General features: G+C 65.2%; 20 protein-coding genes and 1 tRNA gene. 8 read left to right on the top strand and 13 right to left on the bottom strand.

Going from position 1 to position 21,543, the window contains the following annotated elements; all coding sequences use genetic code 11:
- Positions 1-55 precede the first annotated feature (55 nt).
- Complete coding sequence (locus tag QXZ94_RS06700) at positions 56-1,510, bottom strand: hypothetical protein (protein ID WP_315719746.1); 1,455 nt, start codon at positions 1,508-1,510, stop codon at positions 56-58.
- Between the two features lie 777 nt (positions 1,511-2,287).
- Positions 2,288-3,051, bottom strand: a protein-coding gene (locus tag QXZ94_RS06695; protein WP_315719298.1) for an IS5 family transposase whose coding sequence is annotated in 2 segments (ribosomal slippage) — positions 2,288-2,713 and positions 2,716-3,051 — 762 coding nt in all. Because the reading frame shifts where the segments join, the coding sequence is not laid out codon by codon here.
- A 607-nt stretch (positions 3,052-3,658) separates the two neighbouring features.
- Here QXZ94_RS06695 and QXZ94_RS06690 point away from each other — a divergent pair.
- From QXZ94_RS06690 to QXZ94_RS06680, 3 genes are all read left to right on the top strand, one after another.
- Positions 3,659-4,387 carry a helix-turn-helix domain-containing protein gene (locus QXZ94_RS06690; protein ID WP_315719745.1) on the top strand — a complete coding sequence of 243 codons (729 nt, stop codon included), beginning with the start codon at positions 3,659-3,661 and terminating at the stop codon, positions 4,385-4,387.
- 241 nt (positions 4,388-4,628) lie between these two features.
- A complete protein-coding gene (locus tag QXZ94_RS06685) occupies positions 4,629-4,853 on the top strand; it encodes a hypothetical protein (protein WP_315719744.1) in 225 nt (74 codons plus the stop codon).
- Between the two features lie 72 nt (positions 4,854-4,925).
- Positions 4,926-6,431, top strand: a complete 1,506-nt coding sequence (locus tag QXZ94_RS06680) for a tyrosine-type recombinase/integrase (RefSeq protein ID WP_315719743.1) — start codon at positions 4,926-4,928, stop codon at positions 6,429-6,431.
- Positions 6,432-6,457: 26 nt separating this feature from the next.
- Here the strand turns inward: QXZ94_RS06680 and QXZ94_RS06675 are convergent.
- Both QXZ94_RS06675 and QXZ94_RS06670 read right to left on the bottom strand, forming a co-directional pair.
- Positions 6,458-6,542, bottom strand: a tRNA-Leu gene (locus QXZ94_RS06675).
- Between the two features lie 136 nt (positions 6,543-6,678).
- Positions 6,679-6,969, bottom strand: a complete 291-nt coding sequence (locus QXZ94_RS06670; protein ID WP_283814272.1) for a FliM/FliN family flagellar motor switch protein — start codon at positions 6,967-6,969, stop codon at positions 6,679-6,681.
- A 20-nt stretch (positions 6,970-6,989) separates the two neighbouring features.
- Here QXZ94_RS06670 and lipB point away from each other — a divergent pair, with 20 nt between their 5' ends.
- Positions 6,990-7,712 (top strand): lipoyl(octanoyl) transferase LipB, encoded by a 723-nt coding sequence (gene lipB / locus QXZ94_RS06665; protein ID WP_315719742.1) that lies wholly within the window; start codon positions 6,990-6,992, stop codon positions 7,710-7,712.
- A 2-nt stretch (positions 7,713-7,714) separates the two neighbouring features.
- On the opposite strand, the gene QXZ94_RS06660 is transcribed toward lipB, so the two are convergent.
- A complete protein-coding gene (locus QXZ94_RS06660) occupies positions 7,715-8,143 on the bottom strand; it encodes a tautomerase family protein (RefSeq protein ID WP_315719741.1) in 429 nt (142 codons plus the stop codon).
- A 110-nt stretch (positions 8,144-8,253) separates the two neighbouring features.
- Here QXZ94_RS06660 and QXZ94_RS06655 point away from each other — a divergent pair, with 110 nt between their 5' ends.
- Both QXZ94_RS06655 and QXZ94_RS06650 read left to right on the top strand, forming a co-directional pair.
- Entirely contained in the window at positions 8,254-9,111 is an 858-nt protein-coding gene (locus QXZ94_RS06655; protein ID WP_315719740.1) for a LysR family transcriptional regulator, read from the top strand.
- Between the two features lie 59 nt (positions 9,112-9,170).
- Positions 9,171-10,232 (top strand): AraC family transcriptional regulator, encoded by a 1,062-nt coding sequence (locus QXZ94_RS06650; protein WP_315719739.1) that lies wholly within the window; start codon positions 9,171-9,173, stop codon positions 10,230-10,232.
- Between the two features lie 19 nt (positions 10,233-10,251).
- On the opposite strand, the gene QXZ94_RS06645 is transcribed toward QXZ94_RS06650, so the two are convergent.
- The 3 genes from QXZ94_RS06645 to QXZ94_RS06635 are packed head-to-tail and all read right to left on the bottom strand — an operon-like array spanning position 10,252 to position 12,931.
- Positions 10,252-11,688, bottom strand: coding sequence for a TIGR01777 family oxidoreductase (locus QXZ94_RS06645; protein ID WP_315719738.1), 1,437 nt, complete (start codon positions 11,686-11,688; stop codon positions 10,252-10,254).
- Positions 11,685-12,344, bottom strand: a complete 660-nt coding sequence (locus tag QXZ94_RS06640) for a DUF4166 domain-containing protein (RefSeq protein WP_315719737.1) — start codon at positions 12,342-12,344, stop codon at positions 11,685-11,687. Before QXZ94_RS06640 ends, QXZ94_RS06645 begins: the two co-directional genes overlap by 4 nt.
- A 17-nt stretch (positions 12,345-12,361) precedes the next feature.
- On the bottom strand, positions 12,362-12,931 hold the full coding sequence (locus QXZ94_RS06635; RefSeq protein WP_315719736.1) for a GbsR/MarR family transcriptional regulator: 570 nt from the start codon (positions 12,929-12,931) through the stop codon (positions 12,362-12,364).
- A 152-nt stretch (positions 12,932-13,083) separates the two neighbouring features.
- Here QXZ94_RS06635 and QXZ94_RS06630 point away from each other — a divergent pair, with 152 nt between their 5' ends.
- Positions 13,084-13,893: a class I SAM-dependent methyltransferase gene (locus QXZ94_RS06630; RefSeq protein WP_315719735.1), complete on the top strand. Its 810-nt coding sequence runs from the start codon at positions 13,084-13,086 to the stop codon at positions 13,891-13,893.
- A 22-nt stretch (positions 13,894-13,915) separates the two neighbouring features.
- On the opposite strand, the gene QXZ94_RS06625 is transcribed toward QXZ94_RS06630, so the two are convergent.
- The 5 genes from QXZ94_RS06625 to QXZ94_RS06605 form a co-directional block, all read right to left on the bottom strand.
- A complete protein-coding gene (locus QXZ94_RS06625) occupies positions 13,916-14,218 on the bottom strand; it encodes an acylphosphatase (RefSeq protein ID WP_315719734.1) in 303 nt (100 codons plus the stop codon).
- The gene (locus tag QXZ94_RS06620) at positions 14,215-15,081 is read right to left on the bottom strand and encodes an isocitrate lyase/PEP mutase family protein (protein ID WP_315719733.1); all 867 of its coding nucleotides are present in this window, start codon (positions 15,079-15,081) and stop codon (positions 14,215-14,217) included. Before QXZ94_RS06620 ends, QXZ94_RS06625 begins: the two co-directional genes overlap by 4 nt.
- 142 nt (positions 15,082-15,223) lie before the next feature.
- Positions 15,224-17,239, bottom strand: coding sequence for an acetyl/propionyl/methylcrotonyl-CoA carboxylase subunit alpha (locus QXZ94_RS06615; protein ID WP_315719732.1), 2,016 nt, complete (start codon positions 17,237-17,239; stop codon positions 15,224-15,226).
- Between the two features lie 157 nt (positions 17,240-17,396).
- On the bottom strand, positions 17,397-17,612 hold the full coding sequence (locus QXZ94_RS06610; protein ID WP_172108467.1) for a hypothetical protein: 216 nt from the start codon (positions 17,610-17,612) through the stop codon (positions 17,397-17,399).
- 67 nt (positions 17,613-17,679) lie between these two features.
- Complete coding sequence (locus QXZ94_RS06605; RefSeq protein WP_315719731.1) at positions 17,680-18,804, bottom strand: putative zinc-binding peptidase; 1,125 nt, start codon at positions 18,802-18,804, stop codon at positions 17,680-17,682.
- Positions 18,805-19,030: 226 nt separating this feature from the next.
- On the opposite strand from QXZ94_RS06605, the gene QXZ94_RS06600 reads away from it, so the two are divergent.
- Positions 19,031-21,499, top strand: coding sequence for a PAS domain-containing protein (locus tag QXZ94_RS06600; RefSeq protein WP_315719730.1), 2,469 nt, complete (start codon positions 19,031-19,033; stop codon positions 21,497-21,499).
- Positions 21,500-21,543 lie beyond the last annotated feature (44 nt).

Genomic DNA, 21,543 nt, shown 5'->3' with positions numbered 1-21,543 from the left:
CGGCACCAGACCAACTCGCCATTGAAGACGCCGGCCCACCGAAGCGCGCCGGCCGTCACTTCTCCATTCCGCCGCGACGTTGAGCGCCGCGCCAGATCGCCGAAGCGTAGAGCTCGCCACTGAAGTCGGTTGCCGCGTCAGCGACCTGCTGAGTTTTCGTTCTTGATCTCGATACATAGGCCCGAGCGATGCAGAGGCGCTTCGCTCCCTCAATTTGTGTCGGAGACGACCTGCTCAGGCCTTCGTTGGTTCCGCCTGGCGCGCACTCAGTCCCGGTCGCCTCTCCCTCTGGGAACAGGTTGTGACATTCAGCATGGGCCAGAATGCCCCCCCCTCGCCTCGCGTGAACGCCAGCAGCGAGAAGGAGCGCGACTGCCATCGGATCAAGGACGGCAACGAGCGCCAGCGTGAGCAGCTTGACCGCTCGTTCAAAGTCGGTTGCAGGTATACCGAGGAGCTCGGCGAGATATCGTACCGGTCCGACCTCAGCCTCGGCACGCCTGCGCTGCGCGTCAATATTCGCCTGTTCGATCTGCAGATTGGCGAGTGCCTGGGACTCACGCCGGCGTTCAGCCACGATGTCGGCACGTTCGCGGCGTTTCTGGTCAGCGAGCGTCATCGCTCCGACCGGCCGGCCAATGCGCGTCGCCTCCTCGATGGCCGCGTCAATCTGGGCGACGCGTCGGTCGATGTCGGCAACCACTCGGCTCTGTATCCCGAGGCGAGCCTCGACATCTGCGATCCTGTTGGCAAGGGCAAAGTCTATTGATGCCCTATGCTCGAGATGGGCACGGGTGAGGAAGCCGAACACACCGATGGCGTTTAGACCCATCAGCACGCCAATCATCAACACGAAAGCGAGCCTCAGGAGGGGCGGAGCAGAGCTCCAATGTTCGGTGAGCCAGGCGACCGCGACCAGCTTTCCGGCCTCCAGCACGGCTCCCATGATGATCACGGGCCAGAAGGCGCCGGCAAAGATCGCTGTTAGCCCGTTGATGGAAAAGGCGGCCGAGACACACGCCAGGGCCAGAGCCACGATGACAGCAGCGAGCTTGATCGCTGTCGTGGGACGATACGCGCCGTGCGCTCCGGACATTTCGGTAATGTCGGCGGTCTCGGTAATGACCGCCCTCCGATCTGTAACGGGCGCCGTAACGGTCGACGTGCTAGCGCCTGTTACAATGATCGCTTCGGCGTTACGACGGATCAGGCCAGCTCTCTCCCAGGCTTTCAGGCGACGACTGGTCCGCATCCTGTTCCAGCCCCATTGGCGTCCCAGCTCAGCGGCACTGACCGTCAAGTGTAGCTCGGGCTGTGAGCGTAGCCAAGCCAGTGCCTCCATGTCATCGAAGGGATGAGGCGGAATGGACTCGGTCATGATCGGGTATTGCTCCATGCATACCGGCCCGTTGAAGCGCAAGACAACCGAAAGGCCGGCCGCTCCAGAGACGATGAGGCACACCTCGGCGGCCCTGAGATGACGTTCCATACCACGACCGGGATCGAGCATTCTGCTTGCTCGCCCCCGGAGAGAAACAGCAAGATGCCGGGCGCGGTGGTACCGGATCGCGGGTGTTCTGACGCTGCTCCGCGAAAGCGGCTCAAGCCTCGCGGGCCTTGGCCGACGCGCGGTACCTCGAAGCTGGCACGCCGGAAGCCAAAGCGGAACGGCCGAATAGCGCGATGTTGCACGCTTCAGCCCTCCCCTTCACAGCTGAGATGCGCATCTTTGCAGGCCACTTGGCGCCGACTGCCGGTTGGCTTTGACCATTCGTATCGGCAACTTGTATGCGGGCCTAAGCACCGGCTCCGTCCGACTTTCCGCATCGGATCTACAGACGAAGAGCATCGCCGATGCAGTTCGACTGCGCTGATTTTGGTCGATTGATCGCCAAGACGCTACGCGTGAATGCCAATGGCTCGATCTGAAATCCGACAAAGACGCTGCCTCAGACGCGCCGCTCGCGTTGCAATATCACGCTGTCTGAGCGCAATTCCGCCTGGGGAGGAGATGGCCGAATAAAGGGCGGGTTAGAGGGCAAGATAAAAGCGCCTCTCCGCTGCGTAGAATCGGCGGTCGTAAGTGCTTGTCTTGACTACGTGCGCTCTGGCACTCACGAATTTCATTGGTTGCTGCTCGAATACAATTAGTGAGGTGGATCAATCCCCCGAATGGCACTATTCGTACTATAGCGTACGTCTGCGCGGGTTTGGCGGAATCGGATCGTCGACCGATGAACGTGCTATCGTTGGCGATCCGAGACTGCACAGAATTCGCCCCGGTGGACTAGGGCGTGGACTCATAAGCCCTGGCCCAGAGGCGGGTTGAGCCGAGTGCGACTGCCGCGAGAAAGTTGCGAGCGAGCTTGTCGAAACGGGTCGCGATGCGCCTGAAATGCTTGAGCTTGCAGAAGAAGCGCTCAACCAGATTTCGCTTGCGATAGATGCGGCGGCTGACGGAGCGTTGGACCACTCGCTGGCTGGTGGAGGGAATATGAGCCCTAGCTCCGTGGGCTCTGATCATGTGCAGGAGGGCATCGGCGTCGTAACCACGGTCGGCCACAACATCACGGCATTTGAGCCCTTGGAGCAGAAATGGCGCAGCACGCAGATCGTGGGCCTGCCCCGGGGTTAGCATCAGCCGGACCGGCAGTCCGTTCTCGTCGACGACCGCATTGATCTTGGTGCTCAGTCCTCCACGAGAACGGCCAATGGCGTGATCCTCGCCCCCTTTTTACCCCCAGCGGCGTGCTGATGGGCGCGGACGATAGAACTGTCGATCAGCGCCATCGACTGCGGCGAGCGAGCTGCCAACACCTCGAAGATCTGGACCCAAACGCCTGCCTTGGCCCAGCGGTTAAAGCGGTTATAGACCGTCGTGTAAGGGCCATAGCGTTCCGGAAGATCTCGCCAGGGCGAGCCTGTCCGCAGCACATAGAAGATGCCGTTGAGAACCCGCCGGTCGTCGACCCGACCGACACCGCGCGGCTTATTCGGCAGCAAGGGCTTGATCAAAGCCCATTCTCGATCGCTCAGGTCAAACCGCGCCATTTCACCCCCCAAATCACCTAAGGGGAGTGAATCACCGTCCGTCAGCTAACGGAATCCATTTATGAGTACAGAACCTAGACGGGATCGCCCCGGTGACGAGCGACGGTTGCTCTTGAAGGACGCGGCTTCTCCATCCGGGGATAACCGATACACCGTTCGGAATATGAGCAACTTCGTCGAAGCGGATCGCAGGATCGGCATGATGGTCGTTCGCGTTTGCCGTGGCATGTTCTCTCATGCACTACCGCAACGCTCCCTCCCAACGACCACGCCCCTCTACGGAAGCTGATCCAGCTGCAGCCGGCGAGAGCGCGTCCGCAGGCACTATCGATCGGCGTGCGATCAAACCTGCCGGCCGGCGAGCGGGCTTAGGATGGGCCGAGCGTGGTGCACGGGCGAGTCCTCATCGGCTTCCACTGCAGCCGCCCCTGGTCAAAGACCTTCAGCAACCTCTTGCATACGGCTGCCCTGCTCTCCGGCCGCCGCGGCTGAGAGAGGCTATAAACGCTTCCAATCCTGCAACGCTCATGAGCCGCGCTGTTGGTCTTCCCGCATCTCGGTCCCGGTCGATTGCGCTGACGAGAGCCGACGAATTGGGAGCGCGCTCTTGACCATCGTTCGACGCGAGCACAGGGCGCATTTCACGATCGTGCCGAATGCCGTGTTTACCGACGAACGGCTTTCGGTCGAGGCCAAGGGCGTGCTCGGTTTCCTGCTGTCACGCCCACACAAGTGGCGCGTCCGTCTCGACCATATCGGACGGACGCTTCTGGTCGGCCGCAAGAAGCTGCAACGCATTTTCCGCGAACTGATCTCCGCGGGTTACGTCACTCGCGAGCAGCAGCGCCTCGCCGACGGACAACGGTTCGGTGAGATCGACTATGTCGTCCGCGACGTGCCAGTGCCGGACAAACATACTGGAGCGCCGCAGGGCCGAAAGGGACCTGCGGCTCCGCAGGTCCAAAAGGGACCTGCGTATAAAGAAGCACCGCGGGGCCCTAAGGGACCTGCCTATAAAGAAACAGATAAAAACAGATCACGATCATCCCCAAGCCATCTGCCCAGGACGTCTCGCAGACAACTCGAGGCCAAGCCGATCGAGGCAGCCCATGACGACGATGAGGCCGCGCGGATCGATCTGCGGATCGTCGAGCTGTTCCCGGACAAGGGCGAAGGCTGGGGATTCCTGATCGCCCTCTCGGCGGAGGATCGTGCTGTTCTGCGCGACCGTCAGCGACGAGGCGAGCTCGACCGAACTGCGGTGGATGAACTGCGCAGGATGTATCGCCGCCTGCTCGACGATGGCCGCGTCAAACCCACGACAAAGGGCTATTAGCGCCGGTTCGAGCACGGTCGGAGGCGCCTCTGCCGCAAATGCGCCTGATGCCGTCAATCGTCGAACTCGGCACCGACCGTCCGTTTCACACGCATTTCCCGCCAAATGTTCGCCGCCCAGAAACCGAGCACTGTTCGAATGGTGCATTTCGGCGTTTCTTGCTCGCGATCGCTGCCGTGGCGTTCGCGCCCGGCGGCCCAAATTCGTCCAATGGCGCTCACAGATCGCATGGAGATGCTCAATGCCCCGCCGACCGGCCAGAGTCACACAGGCAGACATTTCACGCGCGATCCGCGCGGCAAAGGAAACTGATGCCGCTGAGGTCATCGTCGATACGGACGGCGTGATCAGGATCGCACTCACGTCGATCGCTCGATCGCCTTCCCAATCCAAGATCAATTTCGGCGAAATCTGGACGCCGTCCGAGGCACTTGCGCGCCGTCTCAATGGCACCGAAAGCGGGTGAAACGCACCTTTCGCCATTGATGCCGAATCCGAGGATTCGTAGACTCCAGGCATTGGCTCACGGAGCACACCAATGCCTGAGACCGACCGCTCCGATCCCCGCGCGCCTGGGGATCGCCGGATGTATCTCTATTTCGACTATTCCGCATCAGGCGCGTTGCGCTGGTACGTCAAGGTCAGCCGCAAGGGTCGCCGGATCGGAATCAGCGGGGACTATGGCACGGCTGGCTTCGACGCCGCCTATGAGGCTGCAGTTGCAGCGCTTGGGGGAGTGATGCGTAAACGCCGTGTCGAACCCGATCCACTTCAGCAACCAGAACGGCGATACGTCGGAGCCGACCGCTCGCAACGCGGACAGACGCGCTACTATGTTCAGCTTCGCAACGGACTTCCCAAGATCCGGATCAGGGCCGAATTCGGGTCAGAAGAGTTCGACAAAGAGTGCGATGTGGCAATCGTCTCGCAGATCGCGATTTACGGCGATACGACTGATGACGTCAACGCGCAGAAGCAACGCAACGAGCCGCGTGCGAGACTACCCTCCACGCCGCCGCAGCCTCACACCCTGCGCTGGTACTGGACGCTTTACAAGCAAAGCGACCATTGGCTTGGCGACCTCAGCGTCGGCCTTGACGGCCTCTCTGACACGACCAGGCTGCAGCGGACTGGACTGATCGAGAGCCTGCTGTACGAGAATGGCGAGAAGCCATTTGCCGTGATGACGCGCAAAGTCATCAAGGAGGAGATGAAGGCGAGGACCCCCTCGCAGGCAGGCAATCTTCTTTCGGCGCTGCGCGGCATGATCCGCTGGATGATCGACGAACGCTATCTGGACGAAGACGATGATCCAACCATCGGTCTTCGCTCAGGCAAGGCCAAGGCCTCTCGCGAGAGCGGCGGGTTCCTGCCCTGGACCGAGGACGACATGGCGCTGTACCGGGCGAAGTGGCCTGTTGGTACCGAGGCGCGGCTGATGTTCGACATCCTCCACTACACGTTTCTTCGGCTGGGAGACGCTTATCGCTTCGGACCGCCCCACCTCCGCCAGATCGTACGCAAGATGGCGGTTCAGATCGCAACCGAGAAGAGCAAGGGCAACACCACCGTCACGGTGCCGGTCCATCCCGAATTTGCCGAGAGCCTGCGAGCAGCACGAGCGGCTGGGATCATTGGCGCCGAGGTCTTCACCGGTAAAACGACCAAGGGCCGCGTGCTGCCGATGAACAAGAAGGCGTGGGCGATGAAGTTCAAGAAGTACGCCGTTCTGGCCGGAATCAACGAGCGCAAGAAGAGCTGCCACGGCGTCCGCAAGGCGCGGGCGGAAGTGGCCGCCTATGCAGAATGTACCGAGAGCCAGATGATGGCGATGTTCGGCTGGACCGATCCGAAGATGCCGGCCCACTACATCGCGAAAGCGAACCGGGAAAAGCTAGGAATTCGCGGAATGGACAAGATCGTTGCCTTCGATCAGAGCCAATCGCTGGATGATTTCCTTCAATCACCGGAGGAGAACGCCGCCGGAACACCGGCAGGGAACAAAGTCGTAACTTTCCGTAGTAACTTTGGGAAAAAAGCGTAGCAACCTCAGTTGCTTGCGCGTGGGTATGGTGCGCTCGGAGGGACTCGAACCCCCACGGTGTTACCCACTGCCACCTCAAGGCAGCGCGTCTACCAATTCCGCCACGAGCGCTAAAAGAAGCCGGGACCAGAGGAAAATGCGGCACCGGATCAGTGGCGCCCGTGTATCAAATCGATGTCGGGGGGACAAGGCCCGCCCTGCCCCTATCTGCGGGTTTTGTGGACAGTTTTTCGAAAGCTGCTCAGCGCTATCGCGTGGTCGGCGTCGGTGATCGCGGCAGCATCTGCTTGACCTCGACCGCAATGCGGTTGCGGTCGACCAGGACCACGCCATTGGCGATCGGCAGATTGTTGGCGAGCACCTTGACGTCGTCGGCCTCGGTGGCGTCCAGCTCGATGATGGCGCCGCGGGACAGGCGCAGAACCTGGTGAATGGGCATTGAACAGGTGCCGAGCACGACCATGAGGTCGACTGTCACTTTATCGAGGGTTGACACTGCAGGACCACCGAAGTCACTGGATTCCGTTACCCGAGACATCACCATGTTGTGGTTAGCCAATGGTTAACAGCCGCGAAACGCTCGACCTGACCACCTTCGCGGGCCCTCCCGGCAATGCCGTGGCGTGGCGGATCTCCGATTCGCTCGAGGACTACGCGGCGGCCATTGCCTTCATGGAGACCCGGGCGGCGGCGATTGCGGCGCATGAGGCCGACGAGCTGGTCTGGCTGCTCGAGCACCCGCCGATCTACACCTCCGGCACCTCGGGCAAGCCTGAGGACCTGCGCGACCCGCGCTTTCCCTTCGTGCCGACCGGCCGCGGCGGCCAGGTCACCTATCATGGTCCCGGCCAGCGGGTGGCCTATGTCATGCTCGACCTCAAGCGGCGCCGCCCCGACGTCCGGGCCTATGTCGCGGCGCTGGAGGAGACGATCATTCGCACCCTGGACGCGTTCAACGTGCGCGGCGAGCGGCGCGAGGACCGCGTCGGCGTCTGGGTCAGGCGGCCCGACAAGGGCGCCGGGTACGAAGACAAGATCGCCGCCATCGGCGTGCGGCTGAAGCGCTGGGTGACCTTCCACGGCATCGCCATCAACGTCGAGCCCGACCTGTCGCATTTCCAGGCCATCGTGCCCTGCGGGGTCACCGACCCCCGCTATGGCGTCACCAGCCTGGTCGATCTCGGCCTGCCGGTGACCATGAGCGACGTCGACGTCGCGCTCCGGCAGGCGTTCGAGAGCGTGTTCGGCGCGACGCGCGTCACCCTGCCAGAGGGCGCATGAACTCAGGCGGCGCCCCGCTGTGGCGGCGCATCGAGCTTCGCCGCGACGTAGCGGTGCTCCTGGCTCAATCCGCCGAAGCCGTAGGCATCCGCCTTGACCTCGTCGACATGCAGATAGGTCTCATGGTGCAGCGGGCCGATCAGCTCGGCCATGCGCGCGAACACCGCGGCGAGATAGGCGGCCTTTTCGTCCTTGGTGTTGGTACCTTCCGTCACGTGGATGTCGATCCAGTAGCTGGCGAGCCCCTGCTCCGCGAGCGAGGCACCGCCGGCGAACCAGTCCGCCGGATCGGCTTCGGAGACAATGACTGCCGTGACCTTGGGATCCTTGTGCAGGATGCCCGCCGTCAGTTCGGTCACGGCGGCTGCGATGTCCTTCTTCAGCGACGGCGCGTGACGCCGGCTGGCATAGACGATGTTGATCAGAGGCATGGGTTGGCTCCTTCGGATGAGGCGGCGCCGCCGCGCATGCCAAAGAACCTAGCGTCTGCCGCATCATTTCGGTATGCTATCATTATTGATATCAATGATAAGCATCCCTAATGCAGACCACGCTCGACATCGCCGCCGTCCGCGCCTTCCTGCTGGTCTCCGACCTGGAAAGCTTCACGCGAACGGCCGAAGCGTTGGGAACCACGCAGGCCGCGATCAGCCTGAAGCTGCAACGGCTGGAAGCCGCGTTGGGAAAACGCCTGCTGGAGCGGTCGCCGCGAGCGGTGCGGCTGAGCGCGGACGGTGCGGCCTTCATCGACAACGCCCGCGCGCTGGTGGCCGCGCACGATCTCGCGCTGACGGCAGCGCCGAAGATCCGCCCGCGTCTGTCGCTCGGCATCAGCGATCATGCCGCCGGCCCGGAGCTGGTGCCGATGCTGCAGAAATTTCAGGCCATGACCCTGGAGCTGACGCTGTCCGTCGGCATCGGGCTCTCGCGCGACCTGCTCGACCGTTATGATGCAGGTTCGCTCGATGCGGTCATCGTGCGGCAGGAGGCGTCCCGCCGCGGCGGCGAGACCTTGGCCGACGACGATTTCGGCTGGTTCGCCAGCCCGCGGTTTCGCGCGGCCGCAGGCGGTCCGTTGCCGCTCGCGGTGCTGGCCGCGCCCTGCGGCGTACGTGCCATTGCGGTCCGCGCCCTCGACAAGGCCAGACTGCCTTATGCAGAGGCATTCGTCGGCGGCGGCGTTGCAGCCGTCGCCGCCGCCGCGCAGGCCGGCCTCGCGATCGCGCCATTGGCCCGCCGAATCGCGCCGGCCGGTCTCGTCGAGATCGGATCCACGCTCGGCCTGCCGAAGCTCGCGCGCTCGAAGGTCGTCCTCCACGCCAATGTCGGCGACCCCGCCAAACGAACCGCGTTGCGTGCATTGGCCGCGGCATTCCGAAGTGCGTCGCCCTCGAAGTAATTGACGTCGACCGGCCGTGATGTAGCATGGGTTAATGATCGGAGCTCAGGAGCAGCGGCTTGAACCGTCTCTTGACCGCAGCTGACATCGTCAGCGCTTCCCCCAAGCCGGGCCCGGCAACGACGGGCACACTCGGCCTTGCATCGGGCGGCCTCGAGCCATTGCACCGCCACGCGCTGCTTCGAACCTCCAATGCCGACGTTCTGCGTGACCTCGCGGGCCGTCGGCTCGGCGCCGAGCGCGTCGACTTTCGAAATGCCGAGCGCTTCGAGGCCGTCGTCAATCTGATCGAGCTCGAGACGATTGGCCTCGCCTACGGTACCATGACCTGCGACATAGTCTCCGACCATCGGCCGGCCGATTTCATCAGGGTCCAGATGGCGCTCAAAGGCCGCGCGGTCAGCTGCGTCGGGGGTGAGGCGACGGACGTCAACGAGCATCAATTCGCGGTGGCGGCGGCAGGTGTCCCCTGGCAGATGGCCTGCCAGGGCGGTCATCAACGGCTCACCTTGCGGCTCGATCCACAGGCGTTGCGACAGAGGCTGACGGCGCTGGTCGGCGTGCAGCCGCGCGCCGATTTTGCCATCGACCCAGCCATTCCGGCTGCCGAGCCGCAGGCCCGCAGCCTGCTACGGCTGCTCGATTTCCTCGCGACCCAACTCAACGCGCAGGACTCCGCCTTTCCGGCCGCGGTCTATCGCGAGCTGGAGGATGCGGTCCACGTCGCCTTCCTCTGCGCCAGCCGCCATCGCTTCCACGACATGCTCGTCGACCCCGCTCCGCTGCCCGAGTTCGGGCTCGTGAAGCGGCTCGAGGATTACATCGAGGCTCATTGGCGTGAGCCGATCACGATCGAGCGCCTCGCGCGCGAGGCCGGCGTCAGCGCCCGCTCGATCTTCCGCCTGTTCGAGCGCGTTCGCGGCTATTCGCCGATCGCCTTTGCAAAGTCCGTCCGCCTGCGCCGCGCCCATGAGATGCTGCGCTCGGGCGATCCGGCGGTGACGGTGGCGACGGCGGCTGCCGCCTGCAACTTCGCCAATGCCGGTCACTTCGCGCGCTACTACCGCGCCACGTTCGGCGAGCTTCCGTCGACCACGATCGCGCGCGCCGCGCGGTCGTGAGTTCGCCGTCCCTCGCTGCTCACAGGATGGCCTCGAGCGCACTGCGCAGGCTCTGGTGGCGAAACACGAAGCCGCTCGACAGCGCCTTGTTGGGCACCACGCGCTGACCGCCGAGCAGCAGCTCCTCGGCGAAGTCGCCGCCGATCCGGCGCAGCAGGCCGGCCGGAACGCGCAAAAGCGCCGGGCGCCGCAGGCAGCGCGCCAGCTCGGCCGTGAATGTGACGTTCCGCACCGGCAGCGGTGCGGTCGCGTTGACGGGGCCCGCGATGGCGTCGGTCACAATCACATGCGCGATCAGCCTGATCAGATCGTCCCGCTCGATCCAGGACATCCATTGCCGGCCGGAGCCGAGCGGACCGCCGAGGCCGAACTCGAACGGCGTCAGCATGCGCGACAGGAAGCCGCCGTCGCGGCCGACGACGAGGCCGATGCGCAGCAGCGCGACGCGCACGCCCTGCGACTCGGCGCGACAGGCCGCCTGCTCCCAGGCCTCGCACAGGTCGTGGCTGAAGCAGTCATGCGACTTGGCCGTTTCCGTCAACGGCTGGTCCTGCCACAGGCCGTACCAGCCGATCGCCGAACCATTGACCAGCACCTTCGGCTTGCGGCCGAGCCGCGCGATCAGGGCAACGACGGCATCGGTGGTCGTCAGCCGCGACTGCAGGATCGCCGCGCGCTTCGCCGTCGTCCAGGCGGCGTTGCCGATCGGCTCGCCGGCGAGATTGACGATGGCATCGATGCGGGTATCGGAGGCAAGCTGGTCCAGGCAGGTGATCAGGGTCAGCGGCGACGGCAGTGCAGCCGCCCTGCCCGGATCGCGCACCAGGGCGATCACGTGATGGCCGGCCGCCGTCAGGCTCGCCACCAGCCGCGCGCCGATGAAGCCGGTCGCGCCGGTGACGAGAATGGTCTGCGTCGGCGGCAGCGCCGCGACCAGCACGCCTGCATCCGGCAGCGACATCCGCGCAAGCCGCCGCGCCGCAGTGAAATCGCGCAAACCGCACAGAGCCGCGCCGATTGCAGCCGCGGCGGCAATCCAGCTCAGCGGGCCTGCAAAGGCCGGCACGATCGCCGAAGGCCGCGCCGCCCAGCCGATGAGGAGCGGCACCAGCAGCATCAGGATGGCGCCGTAGTTGATGGCGAGCAGCGTGTGGTTGATGCGCTCGCTCGGCGGCAGCTTGCGTGTCAGGTCCTCCTCGACGAAGTCGGTCAACGTGATCGCGATCTCCGCGACCAACACTGCGAGCAAGAGCACGGCGAACAGGCCATGCGGCTCGCACCAGCCGAGAACGACGAACAGCAAGGCATAGAGCAGATTGCGCGCCCCGTGCAGCCTGAGCTCGTTCCGCTGTGACGGCCGCCACGCCAGCCGCTCGGTGAACTCGTGGTGATAGAAGGTGTCGAACACGCCCATCGCGACCTGGAGGGCGATCAGGGACCACAGCAGCGGCGTCATGGTGCGGACTCCCGGAACGTGGCGCTCTGGCGGATGATCCGGCCGAAGCGCGGATGGACGATCTCGAGCGAGAAGCGGAAGGCGCCGCCGCCGAGATCGGAATGGGTGACGGTGAGATCGCCGGGCGTCAGCCAGGACGGCAGCGTCCAGCGCCGGCCGGCAAAGGCGAAGGTGTAGCCCGCGCTGTGGAAGACGAGCGCGCCATCCGCCACACGGACACGCAGGCTCATGCTCAGGCCCCAGCCGAGATATTCCTCGAGCCCGGTGGGGCCGGCGAAGCGCTTGGCCGAATGGATCACCTGCGGAAAGCCGTGCGGACGACCGCAGATGCGGGTCCATATCTGGCCGCCGCTCGCGGCATCCTCCGTCACGGCGACGATCATCGGCACGCCGGCATTTGCGCTCGTCGGCAGCGGCCCGCCGATCAGCCGCGCGGCTTGCGCGAACCAGAAGCCGGCACGGCTGAGCTCGGCCTGATCGATCTCGCCGACATAGACCACCGTCGCGCCGTCGAGGAGACGCTTGGAGAAACGGCGCCAGATCGACACCGGCAGTCGTCCCCAATCCTCTGGCGACAGCAGCGCGCGAAACCGGTGATCGTCGTGGAGCCTGGCGTTGGAGGGCGCTGAAAGTCCGAGATGTCGTAGGCTCACCATGACGCACCTCCACGATCCTAATCGCTGCCGGGCCTCGAACGTCCGGCCGGCAGCAGGTTGGCAATCTTCTCGCCGAGCTTGATCAGCGCCACCAGGCGCGGCCGCGGCACCCTCAGCATCTGCGCGTACCAGCGGTCGACCAGCTCGGTGAACGCCAGCATGTCCTTCAGCCGCTTGTTCGCGACCGCGCTGATGCTGGGATCGGCCGTCGCCTCTGCCACGCAGGCGCGTAGCGCCGCGATGGCAGGATCGATCTCGCGCTGCTTGCGGCCGGCGGCGATGCGCTGCGCGACCTCCCAGATGTCGGTCTCGGCCTCGAAATGATCGCGGCGGTCGCCGAGGATCGGCACGCGCCTGATGAGATCCCAGGCGAGCAGCTCCTTCAGCGAGTTCGACACGTTGGAGCGCGCCATGCCGAGCGTGTCGGCGATGTCCTCCGCGGTCATCGGCTTCTCGGCGAGATAGAGCAGACCGTGGATCTGGCTCACCGAGCGGTTCACGCCCCACTGATCGCCCATGTCGCCCCAGTTGAGGATGAAGCGTTCGACCGCGGGCGGAAGTTTCTTCTTGCCGGTTATTTCTGTCATGACAGAAATATCTGACTGGCGAGAGTGAATGTCAAGAGCCATCCGGGGTGAACCGGGCAGGCGATCGGCAAGACGCAAGAAGAGGGCGCAAAGCCGCCGCAGCGCGCTGACCGCCTGATCGCCCCCCTGCCCTTCTGGTACAGGAGCAAGCCATGACGGCGTCCGACAAGGCCTTCACCGGATCGATTGCGCAGATCTACGATCGAATGCTGGTTCCGCTGATCTTCACCTCCTATGCACAGGATCTCGCGCAGCGCATCGGCGCTCGTCAGCCACGCGATGTCCTGGAGACGGCTGCCGGAACCGGCGTCGTCACGAGGGCGCTGCATGCGAAGCTGCCGCCCGACGTTCCCATCACGGCGACCGATCTCAACGAGCCAATGCTGATGCAGGCGAGAACGCATCTCGCCGGCGCCGCTCGTGTCCGATGGCAGCAGGCCGATGCGTTGGCGCTGCCCTTTGCCGATGGGAGCTTCGATGTGATCGTGTGCCAGTTTGGCGCGATGTTCTTTCCCGACCGCGTCAAAGGTTATGCCGAAGCGCGCCGCGCCCTGCGGCCGGGGGGGCGTTTCGTCTTCAACGTCTGGGACCGGATCGAGGACAACGCCTTTCCCCTCGTGGTCCATGAGACGCTGCAGCAGCTGTTTCCCGATGACCCGCCGCAGTTCTTCACGCGCACGCCGCACGGCTACTACGACACCGAGCGGATCAAGGCGGATCTGACCGCGGCCGGCTTCACCGACATCGCGATCGAGACGGTTACCCATCGCAGCCGCGCGGCCTCGGCGCATGAGCCGGCGATGGCATTCTGCCAGGGCACGCCGATGCGCGGCGAGATCGAGGCGCGCGGGACGCCGGGGCTCGAGGCCGCGACACAGGCGGTTGCGGAGGCGCTCGAACGACGGTTCGGAGCCGGCCCGATCGAGGGGGCCATTCAGGCGCTGGTGATTTCGGCCGCCTGAGCGGCGAGTTCCGTCCGAACGGCTAAGAGGTCGGCAGCACCGAGAACGACTCGCCGGACCGGCGCAGCCTGATCTGATCGGCCGTCCCTGCCGCGTCGATCACGTCATCAACTCGCGCCGCCGGAGGTCCCTTGCGGCAGGCTGAGACCATCGCCGCGACATCATCGGCAGGACCGGCGAACACCGCCTCGACACTGCCGTCGGCGCGGTTGCGGACCCAGCCTTCGAGGCCGTTCAGGATGGCCTGATCCTCGACCCAGGCGCGATAGCCGACGCCCTGGACGCGGCCGCGCACCGTGACGTGAACGATCGCGCGATTGCTCATGATCCAAGCCCTAGAAAATCGCGCAGACGCGTCTTGACGTCGGCGTCGCGCATGACACGCGCAGTCAACTCGGCGGACGGCAGCCCCTTCAGCTGCTCCGGCGAGGCACCCTCGCGCAGCGCCTTCAGCGTCTCGTAGACCGCCTGTGTCGCCGCAGCGATCGGAGCATGGCCCTGCAGCGCGATGCGAACGCGGCGTGCGGCGAGATAGCCGAGGTCGGACATCTCCTTCGGCGCGCCGCCGAGCACGATCGGCAACGTGGTCGCTGCGGCGATCGCATCGAGCTGAGCGCGCGCGGTGATGCCGGTGAAGAACAGTCCGTCGACGCCGCACGCCTCGTAGGCCTTGGCCCGCGCAATCGCCTCATCGAGCGAGGTGATGGAGACGGCGCCGGTCCGCCCCAGGACGACCAGCGAGGGATCGCTGCGGCCGAGGAGCGCAGCCTTGATCTTGCCGACGCCTTCATCCAGCGAGATCAGCTGCGGCTTGGCCGCACCAAAGGCCTGCGGCAGCAGCGTGTCCTCGATGGTGAGACCGGCAGCACCGGCAGCCTCCAACTCCTGCACGGTGCGCCGCACGTTCATCGCATTGCCATAGCCGTGATCGGCATCGACCAGCACCGGCAACGCCGCGGCACGCGACATCCGTCGCATCTGCTCGGCAAGCTCGGTCAGGGTGATCAGCGCAATGTCGGGATCGCCGAGCACAGCGAGCGATGCCGCGGAGCCGCCGAACATGCCGAGTTCAAAGCCGAGGTCTTCGGCGATGCGGATCGAGATCGCGTCGTAGACCGAGCCGGGATGGATGCAGCGGTCGCCGGCGAGGATGGAGCGTAACGCTTCTCGACGTGCACGGAAGGTCATCCCAGGCTCCTCTCTCGTCATTGCAAGGAGCCGACCGATCGCGCAAGGCGCGAGCCGGTGATGGGCCACGCGACGAAGCAATCCAGAGTCATCTGCCGAGCCCTGGATTGCGTCGCTGCGCTCGCAAGGACGACGGTTAGACTTACGCGAACTCCAGGATCAGCGCGTCGACGGCCAGCGTCGCTCCCGCCGAGGCGTGGACCTTCTTCACGGTGCCGTCCTGCTCGGCGCGCAGCACGTTCTGCATCTTCATGGCCTCGACCACGGCCAAGGTCTCGCCGGCCTTGACCTCCTGCCCTTCGGTCACGGCGATCGAGACCACGAGGCCGGGCATCGGGCACAGCAGCTTCTTGCCGCTATCGCCGGCGGTGACGACCGGCATCAGCCGCGCCGCAGCCGCCTCTGCTTCGGTGTAGACATAGACGGGAGCTTCGACACCCTGATGCGCAAGCCGCATGCCATTCGGAATCGGGCGCGTCTGCACGGCGATCTCAGCGCCGTCGATGGTGCCGTGCCACACCGCGTCACCCGGCTTCCAATCGGACACGAGCTGATGCGCCGGACCGACCTTGCCGTCGGCGGCGACGAAGCGGACCGTGATCGCGCCCTGATCCCTGGTGATGTCGAGCAGGATCTCGTCGCGGCCGAGCCACACCGCGCGGCGGCCCTGCCGCTTCACCGGACGGCCGATCATCTGCTGCGAGATCTGCCGCTTGCGCTCGCCGAGCACGTGATCGATCGCAGCCCCCACCGCCGCCAGCCGGCGCGCGATCTCGCCTTCCGGCGCACGCGCGGCAAAGCCCTTGGGAAACTCCTCGGCGATGAAGCCGGTCGACAGCCGCCCCTCGCGCCAGCGCGGATGGTTCATCAGCGCCGACAGGAACGGGATGTTGTGGCGGATGCCGTCGACGTAGAACGCATCGAGCGCGGTCGACTGCGCCTCGATCGCCGCGGCGCGCGACGGCGCGTGGGTGACGAGCTTGGCGATCATCGGATCGTAGTAGATCGAGATCTCGCCGCCCTCCTGCACGCCGGTGTCGTTGCGCACGGTGATGCCGTCCGCCTTGCTCTCCGCCGGCGGGCGATACTTCACGAGGCGGCCGATGGACGGCAGGAAGCTGCGGAACGGGTCCTCGGCATAGACACGCGATTCCACCGCCCAGCCGGTCAGGCTGACATCCTTCTGCGCCAGTGCGAGCTTCTCGCCGGCGGCGACGCGGATCATCTGCTCGACGAGGTCGATGCCGGTCACGAGCTCGGTGACGGGATGCTCGACCTGGAGACGGGTGTTCATCTCCAGGAAGTAGAAGCTCTTGTCCTGGCCGGCGACGAACTCGACGGTGCCCGCGGAATCGTAGTTCACGGCCTTGGCGAGCGCGACCGCCTGCTCGCCCATCTTGCGCCGTGTCTCCTCGTCGAGCAGCGGCGACGGCGCCTCCTCGATGACCTTCTGGTTACGGCGCTGAATCGAGCATTCGCGCTCGCCGAGGTAGATCACGTTGCCATGCTTGTCGCCGAGCACCTGGATCTCGATGTGGCGCGGATCGACGATGAACTTCTCGACGAAGACCCGGTCGTCGCCGAACGAGGCCTTCGCCTCGGCCTTGGCGAGATTGAAGCCTTCCGCCACCTCCGCGGTCGAGTGCGCGATGCGCATGCCCTTGCCGCCGCCGCCGGCGGAAGCCTTGATCATCACGGGATAACCGATCTCGTCGGCAATGCGCACGGCGTGCTTGTCGTCCTCGATGACGCCAAGGAAGCCGGGCACGGTCGAGACCTTGGCCTTGGCCGCAGCCTTCTTCGATTCGATCTTGTCGCCCATCGCGGCGATGGCGCCGGGATTGGGGCCGATGAAGACGATGCCGGCCTCGGCCAGCGCGCGCGGGAATGCCTCGCGCTCGGACAGGAAGCCATAGCCGGGATGCACTGCCTCGGCGCCGGTCTTCTTGCAGGCCTCGACGATACGGTCGATCAGGAGATAGCTCTCGGCGGCGGCCGGCGGCCCGATCAGCACGGCATCGTCGGCCATCTCGACATGCAGCGCGTCACGATCGGCTTCCGAATAGACCGCAACGGTCCTGATTCCCATGCGGCGGGCGGTCTTGATGACCCGGCAGGCGATCTCGCCGCGGTTCGCGATCAGAATGGTCTTGAACATGTTTTTTCTTGATACCTTTGGGCGGGCTCCCCGCTCACGGCACAGGCGCGACCACCGCGAGCTCCGCGGTTCGTCTATAGCAAAATCGCCCGCGCGCAACCCGCCTGTCGGCGCGATCCCTGCGCATCTCGCAGGCATGCCAGAGACCAGCGCTCCGTCACCCGGAATAGCTGTGGAAACGTCCTCGCGCATAGGCGTGGGAGACCGCCTTCATCAGCTCGGTGACCTCGGTCTCGAGATAATCGTTTGCAACAATCAGCGCGCGAATGGTCGCCCTGAGGTCACCACCGCAGGCTGCGATCGCCTGATCCACGGCTTCATCGAGTGCGCCATCGGCGGGCTCGCCGGCTTTGGCATGCAATTCAGACGGCATGGCGTGATGGCGATCCTCGCTCCAGTCGCCCTCATGTTCACTTTATGTTCTCTTGAGTCAAGGCAGATCACGCCGCCCCGACCTCTTCCTGGTCCTGCTGCGGCTCGGCCTCGGGTGCCAGTGCCGCCTGCTTCTCCGGCACCCCCTCGCGCACCAGCTCGTGAATGAAAGCGAGCTTGGCGATGACCGGAGGCGTCAGGATGAAGGGATAGAGGTCGCGCGCGCCCATCGCCCGGGCGACGCTGTTCATGGCGAAGGTGAAGGGCAGCCAGGCATTGACGATCGTGTCGAAATCCTCGGCGACATAGGGATCGAACGTGACACGCGCGGTCAGCCCGCCGATCTGATCGGCCGGCGGGTCGATCTCGATGCCGAATTCGGAGGCCATCTCCAGCGTGTCGACGATGTGCAGATAGTGCGCCCAGGTCTCGGCGAAGTCCTCCCACGGATGGGTGGTCGCATAGGCCGAGACGTAGTTGTCCTGCCAGTCCGCCGGCGCGCCCGCATCGTAGTGACGCTTGAGCGCCTCGCCATAATCCAGGCTGTCGTCGCCAAACACGGCGCGGCACTCATCGAGCCTGCCGGCATCGCGCACCAGCACGTCCCAGAAATAGTGCCCGACCTCGTGCCGGAAATGACCAAGCAGCGTCCGGTACGGCTCGTCCATCTCCAGCCGGCGCCGCTCGCGTTCGATGTCGTCGGCCTCGGCCAGCGCGATCGTGATCAGCCCGTTGTCGTGGCCGGTCAGAACCTTTTGCTGGCCGGCGGGATCATCGGCCAGGAAGTTGAAGATCAGCCCGTGCTGAGGATCCTCTGTCCGGGTTTTGAGCGGCAGCTGCCAGCGGATCAGGGAATAGAACAGCCGGTGCTTGGCCACCTCCAGCTCGCGCCAGCCGGTAAGCTGCGCAGGGTCGGACAGATTGGGAATGGTGCCGTTGTGACGGCAGGCGCGACAAAATCCCGCGGTCTCACCGACCTCCAGCAGCCAGTTGCAGGCGTCGTGCTCGGCATTGGCGCAGAAGAATCGCCCCTCGCCCCCATCCGCGAGCGTCCGAAATCCCTCATTGGCCGGCTCGATCGCCGACAGGATCTGCCGCTCCGGCATGAACGCGAGCTGGTGGCCGCAGCGCCCGCAGCTGCGATTCTCGAAATACAGGATGTTCTTGCAGGCCTGGCAGACGAAGAGCTTCACGGGGAGGACCTACGCGTTGCATTGTTCAGCGCCTGACGACGCGCGACAGTAACAGTCCGTTCCGGGGATGCGGAACTTTTTATCTGCCCCGGCGTTCCCGTCATGCAGGCGTTTGCCTGCCTCAATCGCTGGCCAGTTTGCTTTTCGTGACCCTAATGTCGCCACGCTTCCGAACAGCCGCAGTGGAATCCTGCGGCGACCGTTCGTCCACCCAGTGCAGGTCAGCATGAGCAGCGCGGATGCGCCCAGACACGACGCGCTTCCCGAGGCCGCCGGCGCAATCGAGCTGCGGCAGCACATCGAGGAGATCGCACGCGACCGCGACCAGGCCTATCGGGCCCTGCAGGAGCGCGAGGCGGAGCTGGCGCGGATCCAGCGCATCGCGCGGGTCGGCGGCGTCGAGGTCGATCTGCGTGAAGGCTTTCGCAACCGCCGCTCGCCCGAATATCTGATCATTCACGGCCTGCCGCCCGAGGCGGCCAACGAGACGCACGAGGATTGGGTCAAGCGGGTCCACCCCGACGATCGCGTCAAGGCCGAGCAGGACTTCATCGCTGCGGTCAAGAGCAAGCAGGAGGACTATACCACCGAATACCGCATCATCCGTCCCAGCGATGGCGAGATCCGCTGGATCCGCGTCATTGCGCGCATCGAGCGCGACTGGAACGGCCGCGCGATCCGCCTGGTGGGAGCGCATATCGACGTCACCGACCAGATGCTCGCGCAGGCCAAGCTGCGCGAAAGCGAGCAACGCTTCCGGCTGATTGCCGACAGCGCGCCGGTGCCGATCTGGGTGACGAAGCTCGATCGCACCCGCTCCTTCGTCAATCGCGCTTATGTCGATTTCCTCGGCGTGTCCGCCGAGGAGGCCCTCGCCTTCGACTGGCGCAAGGCGCTGCATCCCGAGGACCTGCCGCGCATCCTCGCGCAGCAGCAATCGGGCGAATGCTCGCTGAAGCCGTTCTTTCTCGAAGCGCGCTATCGCCGCGCCGATGGACAATGGCGCTGGCTGCGTTCGGAATCGCAACCGCGCTGGGATGCGAACGGCAAGCACATCGGCTTCATCGGCGTCGCCCACGACGTGACGGCCGCCAAGCAGGCTGAGATCGAGCTCCGCCGCATCAACGAGACCCTGGAGGAGCGCATCCGGGAGCGCACTGCCCAGCTCGCGGCCAACGAGGCGCGCATGCGCGCGATCTTCGACACCAGCAATCAGTACCAGGGCATTCTGGACATCGAGGGCCGCGTCACCCATGCCAACCGCATCGCGCTGGCCGGCATGCGCGCCGGCGACGTCGACGTGATCGGCGTCAGGCTGTGGGAGGCGCCATGGTTCACCCAGACCCCAGGTGTGACAGAGATGGTGCGCAAGGCGTTTGCGCGCGTACTCGAGGGGGACAGCTTCAGCACCGAGGTGCGGCTGGATTTCGCCAGCGGCGAGCGGCATTTCGAGCTGTCGATGCGGCCTCTGCTCGACCAGCACGATGCGATCATGGGCGCCGTGGCCGAGGCCGTGGACATCACCGAGCGCGTCCAGGGCGAGGAGCTGCTGCGCCAGTCGCAGAAGATGGAGGCCGTCGGGCAGCTCACCGGCGGCGTGGCGCACGACTTCAACAACCTGCTGACGATCATCCGCTCGGCGACGGATTTCCTGCGCCGCCGCGATCTGCCGGAGGAGCGGCGCAGGCGCTATGTCGACGCCATCTCCGAGACGGTCGAGCGCGCCTCGAAGCTGACGGCGCAACTGCTGGCGTTCGCGCGGCGGCAGCCATTGACCCCACAGGTGTTCAATGTCGGCGAGCAGGTCGACAGCGTGGTGCAGCTGATCCGCCCGCTCGTCGGCAGCCGCATCCAGATCGAGCTTGCCGTCGCCGACAGCAGCCTGTTCACCCTGGCCGACGTCGCGCAATTCCAGACCGCGCTGATCAATCTCGCGGTGAACGCGCGCGACGCCATGAACGGCGAAGGACGGCTGACGATCAGCGTGCAGAGCACCGAAGCCATCCCCGCGTTGCGCGGCCAGAGCGCGCGACCCGGCGCCTTCATCGCCATTTCGGTCGCCGACACCGGAGGCGGCATCGCGCCTCAGCATCTCAACGCGATCTTCGAGCCGTTCTTCACCACCAAGGAAGTGGGCAAAGGCACCGGCCTCGGCCTCAGCCAGGCCTTCGGCTTCGCCAAGCAGTCGGAAGGCGACATCGCCGTGGATAGCAGGCTGGGTCATGGCGCAAGCTTCACGATCTATCTGCCGCAGGCATCGGCGCCGCAGACCGGCCCGGATGCGAGCTTGGCCCGCATCGAGCCGGCCACGATCGGTCGCGGCTACCGCGTGCTGGTGGTCGAGGACAATGACGAGGTCGGGCAGTTCTCGACCGAGCTGCTCGAAGACCTCGGCTATGTCACGCGCCGCGTCGCCAACGCCCAGGATGCGCTGGCCATCCTGGCGGACAACGAGTTCGCGGTCGATCTCGTGTTCTCCGACGTGATCATGCCCGGCATCAACGGCCTCGAGCTCGCCGGCATCATCCGCGAACGCTACCCCGGCCTGCCGGTCGTGCTCACCTCCGGCTACAGCCACGTTCTGGCGGAGAATGCCCATCATGGCTTCGAGCTGATCAAGAAGCCTTACTCGGTGGAGTCGCTGTCGCGCATCCTGCGCAAGGCGATGGCGGAGAAGGCACCGCTGCCGCGGTGAGCGGCCCGTAGCCACAGAGAAGCGTGCTGTCTTCGCTTCGTCAT

Origin of the sequence: Bradyrhizobium sp. SZCCHNS2022 (assembly GCF_032377575.1) — a bacterium.
GTDB classification, from domain to species: Bacteria; Pseudomonadota; Alphaproteobacteria; order Rhizobiales; family Xanthobacteraceae; genus Bradyrhizobium; species Bradyrhizobium aeschynomenes.
Note: the sequence above shows the minus strand (reverse complement) of the source record. Positions and strands in the feature narration are given on the sequence as shown.

What these genes read in the sequence shown, in the direction of transcription:
- QXZ94_RS06700 (WP_315719746.1), bottom strand. Translation starts at nt 1,510, where the DNA reads ATGCTCGATCCCGGTCGTGGTATGGAACGTCATCTCAGGGCCGCCGAG.
- QXZ94_RS06685 (WP_315719744.1), top strand. Translation starts at nt 4,629, where the DNA reads ATGCCCCGCCGACCGGCCAGAGTCACACAGGCAGACATTTCACGCGCG.
- QXZ94_RS06680 (WP_315719743.1), top strand. Translation starts at nt 4,926, where the DNA reads ATGCCTGAGACCGACCGCTCCGATCCCCGCGCGCCTGGGGATCGCCGG.
- QXZ94_RS06670 (WP_283814272.1), bottom strand. Translation starts at nt 6,969, where the DNA reads ATGTCTCGGGTAACGGAATCCAGTGACTTCGGTGGTCCTGCAGTGTCA.
- lipB (WP_315719742.1), top strand. Translation starts at nt 6,990, where the DNA reads ATGGTTAACAGCCGCGAAACGCTCGACCTGACCACCTTCGCGGGCCCT.
- QXZ94_RS06660 (WP_315719741.1), bottom strand. Translation starts at nt 8,143, where the DNA reads ATGCCTCTGATCAACATCGTCTATGCCAGCCGGCGTCACGCGCCGTCG.
- QXZ94_RS06655 (WP_315719740.1), top strand. Translation starts at nt 8,254, where the DNA reads ATGCAGACCACGCTCGACATCGCCGCCGTCCGCGCCTTCCTGCTGGTC.
- QXZ94_RS06645 (WP_315719738.1), bottom strand. Translation starts at nt 11,688, where the DNA reads ATGACGCCGCTGCTGTGGTCCCTGATCGCCCTCCAGGTCGCGATGGGC.
- QXZ94_RS06640 (WP_315719737.1), bottom strand. Translation starts at nt 12,344, where the DNA reads ATGGTGAGCCTACGACATCTCGGACTTTCAGCGCCCTCCAACGCCAGG.
- QXZ94_RS06635 (WP_315719736.1), bottom strand. Translation starts at nt 12,931, where the DNA reads ATGACAGAAATAACCGGCAAGAAGAAACTTCCGCCCGCGGTCGAACGC.
- QXZ94_RS06630 (WP_315719735.1), top strand. Translation starts at nt 13,084, where the DNA reads ATGACGGCGTCCGACAAGGCCTTCACCGGATCGATTGCGCAGATCTAC.
- QXZ94_RS06625 (WP_315719734.1), bottom strand. Translation starts at nt 14,218, where the DNA reads ATGAGCAATCGCGCGATCGTTCACGTCACGGTGCGCGGCCGCGTCCAG.
- QXZ94_RS06620 (WP_315719733.1), bottom strand. Translation starts at nt 15,081, where the DNA reads ATGACCTTCCGTGCACGTCGAGAAGCGTTACGCTCCATCCTCGCCGGC.
- QXZ94_RS06615 (WP_315719732.1), bottom strand. Translation starts at nt 17,239, where the DNA reads ATGTTCAAGACCATTCTGATCGCGAACCGCGGCGAGATCGCCTGCCGG.
- QXZ94_RS06610 (WP_172108467.1), bottom strand. Translation starts at nt 17,612, where the DNA reads ATGCCGTCTGAATTGCATGCCAAAGCCGGCGAGCCCGCCGATGGCGCA.
- QXZ94_RS06600 (WP_315719730.1), top strand. Translation starts at nt 19,031, where the DNA reads ATGAGCAGCGCGGATGCGCCCAGACACGACGCGCTTCCCGAGGCCGCC.